This window comes from Alteraurantiacibacter palmitatis (genome assembly GCF_037154115.1).
GTDB classification, from domain to species: domain Bacteria; phylum Pseudomonadota; class Alphaproteobacteria; order Sphingomonadales; family Sphingomonadaceae; genus Alteraurantiacibacter; species Alteraurantiacibacter palmitatis.
Genome location: NZ_JBANRO010000018.1, coordinates 1 through 15,862 on the forward strand (window position 1 = coordinate 1; position 15,862 = coordinate 15,862).

Annotated in this window: 11 protein-coding genes and 2 pseudogenes; 11 read left to right on the forward strand and 2 right to left on the reverse strand. The window is 64.0% G+C overall.

Annotation, left to right across the window (positions count from 1 at the left end):
- Nucleotides 1–593: 593 nt before the first annotated feature.
- A pseudogene (locus WFP44_RS15555) lies at nt 594–847 on the reverse strand (IS3 family transposase); the annotation flags it as partial.
- Here WFP44_RS15555 and WFP44_RS15560 point away from each other — a divergent pair.
- The 11 genes and pseudogenes from WFP44_RS15560 to cobA all read left to right on the forward strand — a co-directional run.
- Nucleotides 816–944 (forward strand): annotated as a pseudogene (locus tag WFP44_RS15560) (IS5/IS1182 family transposase); the annotation flags it as partial. The pseudogenes WFP44_RS15555 and WFP44_RS15560 overlap by 32 nt on opposite strands.
- Nucleotides 945–1,055: 111 nt before the next feature.
- Complete coding sequence (locus tag WFP44_RS15565) at nt 1,056–1,631, forward strand: ANTAR domain-containing response regulator (RefSeq protein WP_336927610.1); 576 nt, start codon at nt 1,056–1,058, stop codon at nt 1,629–1,631.
- Nucleotides 1,632–1,634: 3 nt separating this feature from the next.
- Nucleotides 1,635–2,846, forward strand: a complete 1,212-nt coding sequence (locus WFP44_RS15570; protein ID WP_336927611.1) for an ABC transporter substrate-binding protein — start codon at nt 1,635–1,637, stop codon at nt 2,844–2,846.
- 219 nt (nt 2,847–3,065) lie between these two features.
- On the forward strand, nt 3,066–4,499 hold the full coding sequence (locus WFP44_RS15575) for a CmpA/NrtA family ABC transporter substrate-binding protein (RefSeq protein ID WP_336927612.1): 1,434 nt from the start codon (nt 3,066–3,068) through the stop codon (nt 4,497–4,499).
- A 41-nt stretch (nt 4,500–4,540) separates the two neighbouring features.
- Nucleotides 4,541–5,590: an ABC transporter permease gene (locus tag WFP44_RS15580; RefSeq protein ID WP_336927613.1), complete on the forward strand. Its 1,050-nt coding sequence runs from the start codon at nt 4,541–4,543 to the stop codon at nt 5,588–5,590.
- A 2-nt stretch (nt 5,591–5,592) separates the two neighbouring features.
- The gene (locus tag WFP44_RS15585; protein ID WP_336927614.1) at nt 5,593–7,272 is read left to right on the forward strand and encodes an ABC transporter ATP-binding protein; all 1,680 of its coding nucleotides are present in this window, start codon (nt 5,593–5,595) and stop codon (nt 7,270–7,272) included.
- Between the two features lie 142 nt (nt 7,273–7,414).
- Nucleotides 7,415–8,629 (forward strand): alginate export family protein, encoded by a 1,215-nt coding sequence (locus WFP44_RS15590; RefSeq protein WP_336927616.1) that lies wholly within the window; start codon nt 7,415–7,417, stop codon nt 8,627–8,629.
- A 285-nt stretch (nt 8,630–8,914) separates the two neighbouring features.
- Nucleotides 8,915–11,365, forward strand: a complete 2,451-nt coding sequence (gene nirB, locus WFP44_RS15595) for a nitrite reductase large subunit NirB (RefSeq protein ID WP_336927617.1) — start codon at nt 8,915–8,917, stop codon at nt 11,363–11,365.
- Nucleotides 11,365–11,709 carry a nitrite reductase small subunit NirD gene (nirD, locus tag WFP44_RS15600; RefSeq protein ID WP_336927621.1) on the forward strand — a complete coding sequence of 115 codons (345 nt, stop codon included), beginning with the start codon at nt 11,365–11,367 and terminating at the stop codon, nt 11,707–11,709. The genes nirB and nirD overlap by 1 nt, the downstream gene beginning before the upstream one ends.
- The gene (locus WFP44_RS15605; RefSeq protein ID WP_336927618.1) at nt 11,706–14,267 is read left to right on the forward strand and encodes a nitrate reductase; all 2,562 of its coding nucleotides are present in this window, start codon (nt 11,706–11,708) and stop codon (nt 14,265–14,267) included. Before nirD ends, WFP44_RS15605 begins: the two co-directional genes overlap by 4 nt.
- Nucleotides 14,264–15,109 (forward strand): uroporphyrinogen-III C-methyltransferase, encoded by an 846-nt coding sequence (gene cobA, locus WFP44_RS15610; protein ID WP_336927619.1) that lies wholly within the window; start codon nt 14,264–14,266, stop codon nt 15,107–15,109. The genes WFP44_RS15605 and cobA overlap by 4 nt, the downstream gene beginning before the upstream one ends.
- A gap of 303 nt (nt 15,110–15,412) precedes the next feature.
- Here the strand turns inward: cobA and WFP44_RS15620 are convergent.
- Nucleotides 15,413–15,862 (reverse strand): transposase (locus tag WFP44_RS15620; protein ID WP_336927620.1); only part of this gene is annotated, 450 nt, incomplete at its 5' end.

The window sequence follows — 15,862 nt, forward strand, 5'->3', positions numbered from 1 at the left end:
CTCCGCTTCATTCGTCCGTCTCCTTCTCAGGGCCGGACTCTACTTATCACTGGAAGAAATCTAGGGGCTCAGACCAGGGTGCTTCGTTATGCCGTGGCAACGGGGCGTCTGACGAGTGATCCTGCCCGGGATTTGAGAGGGGCCCTTGCCACACCAACCGTCAAGCATCACGCCGCGATCACCGACCCGATCGAGCTTGGGGGCCTGCTGCGGGCAATAACCTGCACTGCAACCGGCGGTGCGACGGTCACCTTGCCCGAGGCTGATTATATTGCCCGGCCATGTCATGGATTCGTGCACATTCGGTCAGCTGCCGGCACATCATGGCCCACGCTGGCACCCGACGGCCAGATGACCATCACCCTGTAGGCCGGATTTGCCGAGGGGCACCCGGACCTGGCGATCGCCCGGGCCCGCAATCCGCGTGAAGACCGCCTCTCTGTTCGAAAACCGCGAGGGGGCGATCTGTATCGGCACCCGCACGGCCGGCAGCCGCCTCAGTTCCTGCGTCAAGCTGCGCGGGTCTGGCTCCTATCTCGGCCAGTTCATCGAATATGGCGTTGCGCCGCATCTGGTCTCGATCGCTGAAGCCGGCAAGCCCTCCGCATGGACACGCCCCAGTCCGCCAGCATCCCGCCGCAAAGCTCGCGCTTCCGATCCGGCCTCAGAGCTTTCGTTTGATGACATCCTGCAGCATCTCGCGATCAAGCGTCAGATTGGCGACAATCTTCTTCAGCTGACTGTTCTCGTCTTCCAGCTCGCGCAGCCGCCGCATCTCCGTCGGCAACAGCCCCGCGTACTTCTTCTTCCGGTTGAAGTGCGTAGCCTGGCTCAACCGAAACCGCCTCCTCGCCAAGGACTTCGAGCAAACCATCTCCTCAGCAACCGCATGGCTGTTCATCGCATCCGTCCAACTGCTCACCAGACGTATCGCAAGATCATGAATTTATGCAGGATATTTTTGGATCAGACTTTGAGACATCGGCCGCCCCGAAGGGTCCAACAGCCGCTCTCTCTGCTTGAGCAAATCATTGTGCAGTGCAATATTGACGCGCATGAAGATCGCCATCATTGATGAAAACCGCGCCCGCGCCTCGATCATCGAGGAAGGTCTGGCGGGTATCGAAGGTGAAATTCACCTAATCAGCGGGCGCGAGGGGCTTCTGGCGCGGATCGAGCAGATCGCGCCCGACATCGTGCTGATGGACCTGGGCAACCCATCGCGCGACGTGCTGGAGGAATACTTCACTGTCAGCCGCGTGCTTGCCCGGCCCATTGCCATGTTCGTGGACGAAAGTGATGACGATGCCATCGCTGCCTCGATCGACGCGGGCGTTTCGGCCTATGTGGTTGATGGTCTTGCCGCCGGTCGCATCCGGCCGCTGCTGGACCTGGCGGTCAAGCGTTTCAACGCCTTCGCCCGCCTGCAGGCCGACCTGGCCGAAGCCAAGGGCAAGTTGGCCGAGCGCGAGACGATCGACCGGGCCAAGCGCATCCTGATGGATTCCAAGAGGATCTCCGAGCCCGAAGCCTATGCCGAACTGCGCAAGAAGGCGATGAGCTCCAGCCGCCGGATTATCGACATTGCCGAAGCGGTGGTGACCGCACACGGCTTGATGGGAGGAAACTGAGCCATGGCCACGCGCGAATTAATCATCGGATTCCTGCCCCTGGTTGATGCCTGCCTGCCGATCCTGGCACAAGAGCATGGCTTTGCCGAAGAGGAAGGCTTGCATCTAACCTTCCTGCGCGATGTCAGCTGGGCGACCGTGCTGGACCGGCTGCTCTATGGCCATTCGGACGCCGCGCATATGCTGGCCCCGCTGGCGATCGCCACCACTATGGGTGTGGGCCGACCCGCGCACTCGCTGGTGGCGCCCTTCGTGCTGGGCCTTAATGGCAATGCCATTACCCTGCGCAAGGATCTGGCGGCGCGGGTGTGCCAGCCGGGCGTGCTCGGCGAACCCCGTGCCGTGGGCGCGGCGATGAAGGCCGAGGTCGAATCCGCGCTGGCGGCGGGTAGGCGACTGCGGCTTGGCGTGGTGCACCGCTATTCCAGCCACAACTACAAGCTGCGCTACTGGCTGGCAGCCTGCGGCATCCGTCCTGATGAGCAGGTGGAGATTGTCACCGTGGCGCCGCCGTTCGTGGCCGATGCCATGGCCGGGGGTGAGATCGACGGGGCCTGTGTGGGTGAGCCGTGGAACAGCCTGTGCGTGGAGCGCGACGTGGGCACCATCGTGCTCGCAACCGCGCAGATCTGGCGGCGCGGGGTGGAGAAGGTGCTGGCCATGCGCGAGCACCGGCTCGATGCGCGGCGCGAGGACGTGGAAGCGCTGATTCGCGCCATGCGCCGCGCCGGGCGGCACTTTGTCGATCCGGCGAACTCGCAAACCAATGCGGCGATTCTGGCCCGGCCGGAATATGTCGGGGGGCCGGAAGACCTGATCCTGCGCGCCATCTCCGACCAGCCGGTGCTGGTCCATGACGGTCCACCCGTGCCCTTTCCCGATTTTATGTTCCAGTACAGCGAGGCGGCGAATTTTCCGTGGAACAGCCAGGCGGCCTGGCTTTACTCGCAGATGGTCCGCTGGGACCAGCTTGCCTATTCGGATGAGCAGGCCCAAAGGGCCACGGCCGTATTCCGGCCCGACGTATACCGCAGTGCACTAAAATCCACCGGCGATGACCTGCCAGCAGCCAATTCCAAGGTTGAAGGCAGCGTTACGCAGCTTACCCAGGTGGGGGCGCAGCAGGGTACCATCACATTGTCTGAAAACAGATTTTTTGACGGCCGAACGTTTGATCCGGTTGATATTCCGGGCTACTTGGCCGCGCTCGATTGAGCGGAAATTTTTCCGCATTGCAAAATACGCTTTACGAACCGCAGCCGAATCGCTTATCCCGTTGAGGGAACGGAGCTTAGCTGCCCAGAGTTGGGTGGACAGGGGAAGCTTCGATCATTCGAAACATTGCGTGGCAACGTCGCCGCCCGATCTGATCCTTCCGGGATCAAGTCGAGGCGGCTTTTTTGCGTTTGACGCGCTGGGCTGGAGACAACGTGGATGACCGATATCTTCAAGGGACAGCTGAACCGCCGGACTGCCATGGGCACCCTTGCCGGGTTTGCCGCTGGGATCATGCTGGCCGGCTGCAGCGGCGGGGATGACAGGGCCGCCGGACCTGTCGCTGCCGCAAATGCGGATGGCCCGCCAGAAAAGCCCAACCTGAAGCTCGGCTTTATCAAGCTGACCGACATGGCCCCGCTGGCGATCGCGCTGGAGAAGGGCTTCTTCGTGGAGGAAGGCCTTAACGTAACGTTGGAGCCGCAGGCCAACTGGAAGGTTCTGCTGGACGGCGTGATCGGCGGGCAGCTGGACGCCGCCCACATGCTGGCGGGCCAGCCGCTGGCTGCCACGCTGGGCTATGGCACGCAGGCTCACCTGATTGCGCCACTCAGCCTGGATCTCAATGGTAACGCCATCACCCTGTCCAAACGCGTGTGGCAGATGATCCGGCCCAGCCTGCCGATGGAAGGTGGCCGGGTGCGCCACCCGATCTCGGCCGAAGTGCTGAGGCCCGTGGTCGAGCGGTTCAAGGCCGAGGGCAGGCCGTTCAACATGGGCATGGTTTTCCCCGTCTCCACCCACAATTACGAACTGCGCTACTGGCTGGCGGCTGGCGGCCTCAACCCCGGGTTTTACACTCAGGGCGACGTGGCCGGAACAGTGGGGGCGGATGTGAACCTGTCGGTTACCCCGCCGCCGCAGATGCCGGCCACGCTAGAAGCGGGGACAATCGACGGATATTGCGTGGGTGAGCCGTGGAACCAGCAGGCCGTGGCGCGCGGCATCGGGGTGCCGGTGGTGACCGACGATCAGATCTGGCACAACAACCCGGAAAAGGTGCTGGGCTTGCGCGAGGATTTTGCCGCCAGCAACCCCGCCACCGTGGCGGCCATGGTCCGCGCGATCATCAAGGCGCAACAGTGGCTGGATGCCGCCAACGGCGGCAACCGGGCCGAGGCGGTGCAAATCCTAAGCCGACCCAACTATGTGGGGGCCGATGCGGCCGTCCTCGCCGCCAGCATGACCGGGCAGTTCACCTTCGAACCCGGCGACACCCGCCCGGCCGAAGGCTTCAATATCTTCTTCAACGAATTCGCCGGCTACCCCTATTACTCGGATGCCGTTTGGTTTCTTACGCAGATGCGCCGCTGGGGCCAGATTGCCGAGGACCACCCCGACAGCTGGTATCTGGATATGGCGAAGAAGGTCTACCGCCCGGATCTGTATCTGGCGGCGGCCAGCAGGCTGGTTGAAGACGGGGTTATTGCCGCCTCCGCCGTGCCCGAGACTGACGGCTTCCGCGCGCCGACCAATCAGTTCATCGATGGGATGAGCTATGACGGGCGCAAGCCGAATCTATACATCGCCGGCTTCCGTATCGGCCTGAAGGAAGGCCAGCGGGTGACCGCAGCGGGCGTCATCGACGCCTGACCAACCGCCCTGCAGCCAGAACCGACTGAGGAATCTCCTCCATGGCCACCGCATTTGTTAGCATTACCGAGCACCAGACGGAGGCACTTCCGGCCCCTGTCGTCAGCGAACCTACACCGATGAAGGCTTCACCGGGAAAGCCGACAGCACAGCCCAACCCGTTGGCAGGCAAGTTGGCTGGCTGGGGCAAGGACCTGCTGGCCCCGCTTGCCGGCATCGTCACTTTCCTGGCGTTGTGGGCCATGCTGGCTCCTACGGTGCAGACATCGCTCGGTGCTCTGCCTGGTCCTCTGGACGTGGCCGGGCAGGGTTTGGCCCTGTTCGAGGAATGGCAGGCTGCCAGCGCGCAAGAAGCGCAGTTCTATGCCGACCAGGAGGCACGCAACGCAGCGGCGCTGGCGGCGGGCAATGCCGCGGGTGTGACCTCTTTCAAATATTCCGGCCCGCCCACATTCCTTGACCAGATTCTCACCAGCCTGAAGACCGTGGCCCTGGGCTTTGTGCTGGCGAGCCTGGTGGCGGTTCCTATCGGTCTGCTTTGCGGCCTGTCGAAGTGGGTCAACGCGGCGATCAACCCGCTGGTGCAGATCATGAAGCCGGTCAGCCCGCTGGCCTGGCTGCCGATTGTCACCATGGTGATCAGCGCGATGGTGGACAGCAATGACCCGCTGCTAGCCAAGAGCTTCCTCGTCTCGGCGCTGGTGGTGATGCTGTGCTCGCTGTGGCCCACGCTGATCAACACGGCCGTAGGCACGGCATCCATCGACAAGGACCTGCTCAATGTGAGCCGGGTGCTCAAGCTGAGCTGGTTCGCCAAGCTGACCAAACTGGTCCTGCCGAGCAGTCTGCCCTATATCTTCACCGGTATGCGCCTGTCTCTGGGCGTGGGCTGGATGGTACTGATCGCGGCAGAAATGCTGAGCCAGAACCCTGGCCTGGGAAAGTTCGTGTGGGATGAATTCCAGAACGGATCCAGCCAGTCGCTTGCCCGCATCATGTTCGCCGTGTTGGTGATCGGCTTCATCGGCTTTGGCCTGGACCGGGTGATGATGACCCTGCAGAGCGCCGTGTCGCGCAACCGGGTGGCCTGATCATGGACCATCCGATCCTCGCCTTGAAGGGCGTGACCAAGAACTATACCAGCAAGACTGGCACCGTGACCGAGGTCCTGGGCGGCATCGACCTGGAGGTGGCCGAAGGCGAGTTTATTGCCATCCTGGGCTTTTCCGGCGCGGGCAAGTCCACGCTGATCAACGTCATCGCCGGTCTGATCGAACCCGATGACGGGCAGATCCTACTACGCGGGAAGCCGATCCTTGGCACCGGCAAGGATCGAGGCGTTGTGTTCCAGTCCTACAGCCTTTTACCCTGGCTGACGGTGGCTGAGAACGTGGCCATGGCGGTAGATGCCGTGCACCAGCACCTTTCGGCTTCCGACCGTGCCGCGCTGGCGCGGCAGAAGGTGGAACTGGTGGGCCTTGGCCATGCGATGGACCGCAAGCCCGCGCAGCTTTCGGGCGGCATGCGCCAGCGCGTGGCCGTGGCCCGAGCCCTGGCGATGGAACCTGAGATCCTGCTGCTGGACGAGCCGCTCTCGGCGCTGGATGCGCTCACCCGTGCCAAGTTGCAGGACGAGATCGAACGTATCCGCAAGGAGGAAGGTCGCACCATTGTTCTGGTGACCAATGACGTGGACGAAGCGCTCCTTCTGGCTGATCGAGTTGCCGTGCTCACCCCCGCGCCGGCAACACGTATCGGCCGTGTCTGGCCGGTGGCCATGCCGCGCCCGCGTGACCGCGAGGCGGTGAATGATGACGCTGCGTTCCAGGGGTTGCGGCAAGAGATCGTGTCCTATCTGGGCCAGCTCAGCGCCGAGAGCGGGACCGAGCACGATAGCGCAGTTTCGCTGCCCGATGTTACCCCGCTCGACCTCGCCCCTCTGCAGGCCTATCGCGACGCGGCCCAGAGCGCGGTGGAGAAGCGCTATCTGGAATTCTTCAGGCTCGACAAGGTCTATCCCACTCCCAGGGGACCGCTGAAGGTGGTCGAGAACTTCAACCTGATCATGGACCGGGGCGAGTTTGTCAGCCTGATCGGCCATTCTGGGTGCGGCAAGAGCACGGTGCTGACCATGGCCGCCGGCCTGAACGAGGTCAGCAACGGGGGCATCGTCCTCGACAACCGCGAGATCAGCGCGGCCGGGCCCGACAAGGCCGTCGTGTTTCAGGCCCCCAGCCTGATGCCGTGGCTGACCGCGCGGCAGAACGTGGCGCTCGGAGTGGAGCGGGTCTATCCCCACGCCAGCAAGGCTGAGCGGCGCGATATCGTCGATTACTACCTCGACCGCGTGGGTCTGGGCGATGCCAAGGACAAGTTGGCCGCCGAGATGTCCAACGGGATGCGCCAGCGGGTGGGTATCGCACGAGCCTTCGCCCTGTCGCCGCGGCTGCTGCTGCTGGACGAGCCCTTCGGCATGCTCGACAGCCTGACCCGGTGGGAACTGCAGGACGTGCTGGTCGATACCTGGAACCGCACCAAGGTGACCGCAATCTTGGTCACGCATGACGTGGACGAGGCGATCCTGCTGGCTGACCGCGTGGTGATGATGACCAACGGGCCCAATGCCACGATCGGAAAGATTCTGGAGGTTGACCTGCCGCGTCCGCGTGACCGCAAGGCGCTGCTCGATCATCCGAAATTCTATCAATACCGGCAGGAGATACTCCATTTCCTTGCCCAATATGATCACGGGCCGGGCGCCAAGGCCGCCTGAAACAGTCCGGACGAAAGGGGAAGATCCGGCACGCGGCAAGGGGGCCGTGCACCGGTGGCTGAAAGCGCAATTCCGGCCGGCTTGCCCGGCGCATTTGCGAACAACGGAGTTCGCCGGATCCTTTCATCGGGAGGAGAACCTCATGCGTATTGTCGCCAAACTGCTGACTGCCGCCGCTCTGGTTGCCGTTGCCAATCCCGTGCTGGCCGCGCCGGGCGATCCGATCGTGCTGGGCGAGGACGTAAAGCTGGACGTCCAGGCCGCCGCGCGGCTGCGTTATGAGTCGGTCGACCAGGCCAATTTCACCCGCGATGCCGAGGCGCTGACCTTACGTATGCGGCTGGGTGTCGAGCTGGATATCGCCGGCTTCAAGGCGCTGGTGGAAGGCGAAGGCACCGCTGGCCTCAGCAACCGCTACAACGATACGCTGGAGTTCAACGGCGTCGAACCCTATCCGACAGTCGCCGACCCGGAGAACGTGGAGCTGAACCGTGTGCAACTGGCCTATGTGAAGAACGGGACCGGGGTCACCGTGGGTCGCCAGCGGATCAATCTGGGCAACCAGCGCTTCGTGGGCAGCGTGGGCTGGCGGCAGAACGAACAGACCTTCGATGCCGTGCGCGGCCAGTTCAAGAGCGGTGTCTTCCTCGCCAATGCCATCTACGCCATCTCCCAGCGCTCCATCTTCGGCGTGGACAGCCCCAGCGAGCACTTCGATGGCGACCTGGTGCTGCTTAATGCCGGGATTGATACCGCCAGCTTTGATGTCACGGCCTTCGCCTATGTGCTGGACTATGATACCCGCGCCGCCTTCGCCAGTCAGACCTATGGTCTGACTGCCACCTATTCACGCGCGCTTGGGCCCGGCTTAGCCATCGCGCTGACCGGGTCCTGGGCCAGCCAGGCGGACACCGGGATCAACCCCACCAATTATCGCGCCAATCACCTGTTTGGGGAGGTGAGCGGCACCCTGTCCGACTTCACCCTGGCCGCCAGCTACGAGAAGCTGGGCAGCGATGGAGGACGCGCCGCTTTCCAGACGCCGCTGGCCACGTTACACGCCTTCCAGGGCTGGGCCGATATGTTCCTCACCACGCCCGCCAATGGCGTGCGCGATTATCAGGTGTCGCTGCGCAAAGGTTTCTCCTTGCCGGCACTGGGCGCGGTCACTGCGCAGGTGGCCTATCATGAATTCGACAGTGATTTCGGCGGTCTGCACTATGGCAGCGAATGGGATGCCTCGCTCGCCTTCCGGTTGGGGCAGGTCAACATCCTGGCGAAGTTCGCCGATTACAACGCCGACCGGTTCGGCACCGATACGCAGAAAGTGTGGCTGCAGGCCGAATTGGAGTTCTGACCGGCAGTCACTGGGACAAGCCGAGAATGTTGCATTGCAATATGTGCTTGCCCAACCTGCCGTGTTCGAGTTAGGAACAGAGCTCAAGACGGGAATCGCCCGGCCCATCGTGGGGCCGCGTCTGGGCAACCCGCCATTTTCATAAGCGTGGCAACGAAGCCGCCGATTGTTCCCTAACCAGGCACAATCAGGCGGCTTTTTCGCGTGCGCGTTCGGGGCCGCCGGTCGGCTCAGAAGGAGTGAGGCAAAGTGAATGCGGCAACAGGCTTCGACAGGGGGAACTTGGTGAGGGAGCGGCTGGTGGTGATCGGCAACGGCATGGCCGGCTGTCGTGCCGTGGAGGAAATCCTGGCGCGTGATCCGGACCGCTTTGCGGTGACAATCTTCGGCGCGGAACCGCGAGTGAATTACAACCGCATCATGCTCTCCCCCGTGCTGGCGGGCGAGAAGACCTTCGAGGACATCGTGATCAACGGGCCCGACTGGTATGCCGATAACGCAATCACGCTGTTCAGCGGTGATCCGGTGGCGGCGATCGACATCCGTGCCCGCACCGTTACTTCTGCCGCGGGGCGGGTGGAACCCTATGACAAGCTGCTGATTGCCACCGGTTCTGATCCGTTCATCATACCCGTGCCTGGCAAGGATCTCCCCGGCGTGGTCACGTTCCGTGACCTGGATGACGTGGAAAAGATGCTCGCTGCTGCTGAATCCGGCGGCAATGCGGTTGTCATCGGCGGCGGCCTGCTGGGACTCGAAGCGGCCCATGGCCTGAGCCTGCGTGGCATGAAGGTGACCGTGATCCACCTGATGCCCACGCTGATGGAGCGCCAGCTGGACGAAGCGTCCGGCTGGCTGCTGCGGCAGGAACTGGAACGGCGCGGGCAAACCATCCTGACCGGCGCCAATACGAAGGCGATCCTTGAAGCCGATGGCCGCGTGGCCGGGGTGGAACTGGAGGATGGCACCCGTATCAAGGCCGATATCGTGGTCATGGCCGTGGGCATCCGTCCCGCCACTGGCCTGGCCAAGGCCGCGGGGCTGGCGGTGGAACGCGGCATCCTGGTGAACGATCACATGGTCACCAGCGATCCCAACGTGCTGGCAGTGGGGGAATGCGTGCAGCACCGCGGGGTCTGCTATGGCCTGGTCGCCCCGCTGTGGGACATGTGCCGCTCTCTTGCCGGTTACCTCACCGATGCGCCGCAAGGCTACGAAGGTTCGGTCATCTCGACGAAGCTCAAGGTTTCGGGAATCGACCTGTTCTCTGCAGGCGACATTTCCGGCGGCGACGGGGCCGAGGACATCGTGATGCGCGACGCCGCCCGCGGGGTCTACAAGCGGGTGGTGGTGAAGGATAACCGCGTGGTCGGCGCGGTGCTGTATGGCGATACCGATGACGGCAATTGGTACTTCGACCTCCTGAAGAAGGGCGAGGATATCTCCCCCATCCGCGAAGCGCTGATCTTCGGGCAGGCCTTTGCTGCCGGGGGCGTCCAAGGAGACCCTAATGCCGCCGTTGCCGCCCTTCCGGACGACGCAGAACTCTGCGGCTGCAACGGCGTATCCAAGGGCCAGGTCGTCGGCTGCATCAACGCGGGCGCGCACAGCCTCGATGCCGTGCGATCAAAGTGCAAGGCCAGCGCCAGTTGCGGATCGTGCACGGACCTGGTCGAAAAGCTGCTGGCGATCACGCTCGGGGCGGAGGTGGAGAGCGGCCCCAAGACCTTGTGCAAATGCACCAGCTTCACCCATGATGCTGTGCGCCGAAACATCGTGGAGAAGGGCCTGAAGGCGATCCCGCAGGTGATGCAGGAGTTGCACTGGACCACGCCCGACGGTTGTTCCTGCTGCCGCCCGGCGCTCAACTATTACCTGCTGTGCGCCTGGCCGGGCGAATATGTGGACGACCAGCAGAGCCGTTTCGTCAACGAACGTCTGCACGCCAACATCCAGAAGGACGGCACCTATTCGGTGGTCCCGCGGATGTGGGGTGGCCTGACCAACCCGCGCGAGTTGCGTGCGATTGCCGACGTGGTCGAGAAGTACAACGCCCCGATGGTCAAGGTCACCGGCGGCCAGCGGCTGGATATCTTCGGCATCAGGAAGGAAGACCTGCCCGCCGTGTGGGCCGACCTCAACGCCGCCGGGATGGTTTCGGGCCATGCCTATGGCAAGAGCCTGCGCACGGTGAAGACCTGCGTGGGCAGCGAATGGTGCCGCTTTGGCACTCAGGATTCCACCGGCCTAGGCGTGAAGATCGAGCGGATGACCTGGGGCTCCTGGATGCCGCACAAGTTCAAGATCGCCGTCAGCGGCTGCCCCCGCAACTGCGCCGAGGCAACCATCAAGGACTTTGGCGTCGTCTGCGTGGATAGCGGCTATGAACTGCACATTGGCGGCAACGGCGGCATGCACCTGCGCGCCACCGATCTGCTGACCAAGGTGGCCACCGAGGAAGAGGTGCTGGCCATTTGCGCAGCCTTCATCCAGCTCTACCGCGAGGATGCCCACTACCTGGAACGCACCGCCTCCTGGGTGGAACGCAAGGGCGTGGACTGGGTGCGCGCGCAATTGCTCGGCGATCCGGAAGCCATCGGCAGGCTGGCCCGCCGCTTCCACTATTCCCAGCGCTTCTCGCAGGATGATCCCTGGGCCGCGCGCGTGGCGGGAGAACGGCGCGACCTGCACGCCCACCTGGCCGAAGTGCGGCCCCTGCAACGGGAGCATGCATGATGCTGACGGGCAAGTGGCTCGATATCGGCCCCACCACCCAGATCGAACCCGGCACCGCGCGCACACTGCCGGTGGCAGGCGGGGAGGAGATCGCCGTGTTCCACACCATGCGCGGCGAATTCTATGCGCTGGTGAACAAGTGCCCGCACAAGGCCGGGCCGCTCACTCAGGGGATCATCCACGGCGACACTGTGTCCTGCCCGCTGCACAACTGGCGCATCTCCTTGCGCACCGGTGAGGCGCAGGGGGACGACAAGGGCTGCACCCCCACTATTCCGCTGAAGGTTGATGGCGGTCGCTTGTTCCTGCTGCGCGATGCGGTGATGGCAGGAGTGGTTGCTTGAGCGCCGTCCGCACCACCTGCCCATATTGCGGGGTCGGCTGCGGGATTGTGGCCAGCCCCACGGGACCGCGCGATGTGGCGATCAAGGGCGACAAGACGCACCCCGCCAATCGGGGGAAGCTGTGCTCCAAGGGCACGCATCTGGGCGAGACGGTGGGGCTGGAAGGCCGTCTGCTCCATCCGATGATCGGCGATAGCCGCGTCACCTGGGACATGGCGCTGGACGATGTTGCCGCGCGCCTGGCCGACACGGTCGTCAATTACGGGCCTGACAGCGTGGCCTTCTACGTTTCCGGGCAACTGCTGACCGAGGACTATTACGTCGCCAACAAGCTGATGAAGGGCTTCATCGGCAGTGGCAATATTGACACCAACAGCCGCCTGTGCATGGCCAGCGCAGTCGCCGCGCACACCCGCGCCTTCGGGGAAGACCTGGTGCCGTGCACCTATGCCGATCTTTACGCGGCCGATCTGATCGTGTTGGTGGGCAGCAACACCGCCTGGTGCCACCCGGTCATCTGGCAGCAGATCGAAGCTGCGCGCGAGCGGACCGGCTGCAAGCTGGTGGTGATCGACCCGCGCCGCACCGAAACGGCGGAACGGGCTGACCTGCACGTATCCCTAGCGCCAGATGGGGATCTGGCGCTGTTCAACGCCCTGCTGGCCGAAATGGCAGGACGCGGAAAGCTGGATACAGACTATCTGGCTGCGCATTGCGAGGTGCCGGAGGGGTTCATCGCCGGGTTGGATGCCGCCGCCCACGGCATCGATCCCGCAATTTTTGACAAGCTGGCCGAACTCGTCGCCGCGCATCCGCGCATGGTCACCGTTTTCAGCATGGGTGTGAACCAGTCGGTCTGCGGGACGGACAAGGCCAACGCAATTATCAACCTTCACCTGGCCACGGGCCGCATCGGCCTGCCCGGCGCGGGGCCGTTCAGCATGACCGGCCAACCCAATGCCATGGGCGGGCGCGAGGTGGGTGGCCTCGCCAACATGCTCGCCTGCCACCTTGGCTTTACGGACGACGAGCGCGCTGCCGTGCGCCAGTTCTGGAACGCTCCCAACCTGTGCAGCGGGCCGGGGCTGAAGGCCGTGGACATGTTCCGCGCCGTGCATGACGGGCGCATCCGCTTCCTGTGGATCATGGCCACCAATCCCGCCGTTTCCATGCCTGATGCCATGTACGTGCGCGAGGCGCTGGCCCGTTGCCCCAATGTTGTGGTGTCCGATGTGATCGCGGATACCGATACCACACGCTTTGCGCACGTGCGCCTGCCGGCGCTGGCCTGGAGCGAGAAGGACGGGACGGTGACCAACTCCGAACGGGTCATCAGCCGCCAGCGGCCGTTCTTCCTCCCGCCGGGCGAAGCGCGGGCCGACTGGCTGGCGCTTTGCCACGTGGCACAGAGGCTGGGCCACGCGGAGGCCTTTGCTTTCGATGGCCCGGCAGCAGTGTTCCGCGAGTATGCCGCGATGACCGCACTCTGCGCCGAACGCGGCAAGGTGCTGGACCTTACCGGGATGGCCGATATTTCCGATACCGCTTACGATGCGCTGGAGCCGTCCCGCTGGGGCGGGGAACACCCGCTGCGCACCCGCTATCCTACCCCCTCTGGCAAGGCGCGTCTTGTTGCCGTGACAGCGCCTGCGCAAATGCCAGGCCTGCGCCTCAACACCGGCCGTTACCGCGATCAGTGGCACACCATGACGCGCACCGGGCTAAGCCCACGACTGTCTGCCCACCGGCGTGAGCCGTTGCTGGAGGTATCTCCCGGCGATGCAGCTGTGATCGGGTTGGTCGATGGCGGATTAGGCCGAGTGACCACCCCTGCCGGCACCGCGGTTTTCAGGGTGGCGGTCAGTGAATGGCAGGCCCCAGGCCACGCCTTCGTGCCGATACACTGGACAGATGCCATGGCCTCGTCCAGTCGCACCGGCGCTTTGGTGGTGCCCGCCACCGATCCGCATTCGGGCCAGCCGGGCTTCAAGAACGTGGCTGCGTCACTGACCCCGGTAGCCAGTGACTGGCGCGCCTTCGTGCTCTCTCGGGATCCTGTTTTGCCCGCTGCGCCGTATTGGGTCCGTTCGCGCATCGTGGGCGGCTGGCTGACCGAGGTGCAAGGCGTGGGTGAGGCCGACCTGCAAGCCATTCTGCCCGTCGGCAGGTTCAGCGAAGTGCGTGATGCAGCGCGCGGCATGGTGCGCACGGCCGTCACGGCTCACGATGGCGCATTGCTGGCCCTGGCCTATGTCACGCGCACCGGCACTTTACCTCGGCGCGACTGGCTGGTGCGCCAGTTTGCCGAAAGCGCGGCATCCCTGTCCGAAATGCTCGCCGGTCGCCCGGCGCGGCCGCAGCCCGATGCCGGGCCACTTGTATGCGTGTGCCACGACGTGGGCGAAAATGCCGTGCGCGCGGCGATCCATGACGGCTCGGACACGGTGGCGAAAATTGGCGCGGCCACTCGCGCGGGCACCAATTGCGGATCGTGCCGTCCGCAGATCGCACGGCTGATCGCACAGGAGCAAAATGCTATGCAGGAAGCTGCGGAATGACCCTTTGGCAAGCGCTGGATGACCGGATCGAGTTTTTGCCCGGGACTGTTTGGCTGGTGGGCGCAGGCCCCGGCAATCCCGACCTGCTCACCCGCAAGGCCGAAAGGCTGATTTGCGCCGCCAGCGTGGTGTTCCATGATGCGCTGGTCGGACCGGGCGTGCTGGCGCTGGTGCCGCCTGGCGCGCGGCTTGTCAACGTGGGCAAACGATCCGGGAGGCACAGCAAGGACCAGCGAACTATCAACAACCTGCTGGTCGAAGCCGCGCTGGCGGGCGAGCGCGTGATTCGCCTGAAGGGTGGCGATCCCTCGATTTTCGGCCGTTCAATGGAGGAGATCGTCGCCTGCCGCATCGCCGGCATCGCGGTGCACATCTGCCCCGGCATCACAGCGGCAAGCGCCGCCGCGGCCAGCCTTGGCACGTCGCTCACCCTTCGCGGTCTTGCCCGGCGGGTGACATTCGTGACCGCTTATGCGCGCGCCGGTCAGGTGCCGGAGCTTGACTGGCAGGCGCTCGCCGATCCTCAGGCCAGCCTGGCGATCTACATGGGCAAACAGGCCGCCGGGGCGGTCGCCAAGGGGTTGCTGGCGGCAGGATTGGCGGGCGATACCCCCGTGGCCATGGTGGAAAATGCCAGCTTGGCCACGGAACGCCTCTTTCGCACCCGGCTGGACCTGCTGCCCATCGCCGCCCGCACCGTGTTGGGCGAGGGGCCGGCACTCCTGCTTATTGGCGAGGTGGCAGGGTGCGGGCAAGTTCCCGGCTTTGCGCCCGGTTCGGCAATGGCAACGCACAGCAACACATCACCTTCATCGGCCAGTTCGATCGCAGACATATTCTGATGGCGTGCAAGGGCGGAATGTCAGCTTTATCCACTTCGGCCTCAAGCCAATCATTCAGCCAGCTTTCGTGAACAAAGGGTATCCAGGGTTTGACTGAGGCGAATGCGACGAAGCCGAGGCAGGATTCCTTGGTTTTGTCGTAGCCGGTCGCAAGGCGCCGCCAGTTCTTGAGTTTGTTGAACGGGCGCTCGATCTGGTGGCGCCATTTGTGTTTCGCGCGATCATGCGGGGCGGGATTGCGCCGATTGATCTTGGCCGGGATTACCACCTCTGACGTGACCCCCAGCTTTCCCCCAGCTGGGATTAGAGCCGGGCGGCTGTTTTGCGCATCAGCGCGGTTGAAGCAATGGGCTGCGTAGCGGAGCCCGTAGGGCGTAGCGAAGCAGGCCATTGCTTATCCAGTTCGGCGGCGAACGCCGCCGAGGTGGTGTAGCCAAGGGACGAGTGTGGTCTCTCCCGGTTGTAGTCTTCCACCCAGACGGCGATCTCGATGCGCGCCTTTCCGCCCGCTGCCGAGACGTGGCCGCGAACGGAAGTGCTGTCGATCATGTGCTGCCAGTCGTCGGTCAGCCCGAGATCAACCAGCGTTTGCAGCAGCGCATCCCAGACGCCCTGCTCGGCCCAACGCCGGAACCTGACATAGACCGAGTTCCACTTGCCGTATCGCTCATGCATGTCGCGCCAAGGGCATCCCGTTCGCAGGACGTGAAGCATGCCATTGAGAAAGCGCCTGTTATCACCCGCTGGACGCGC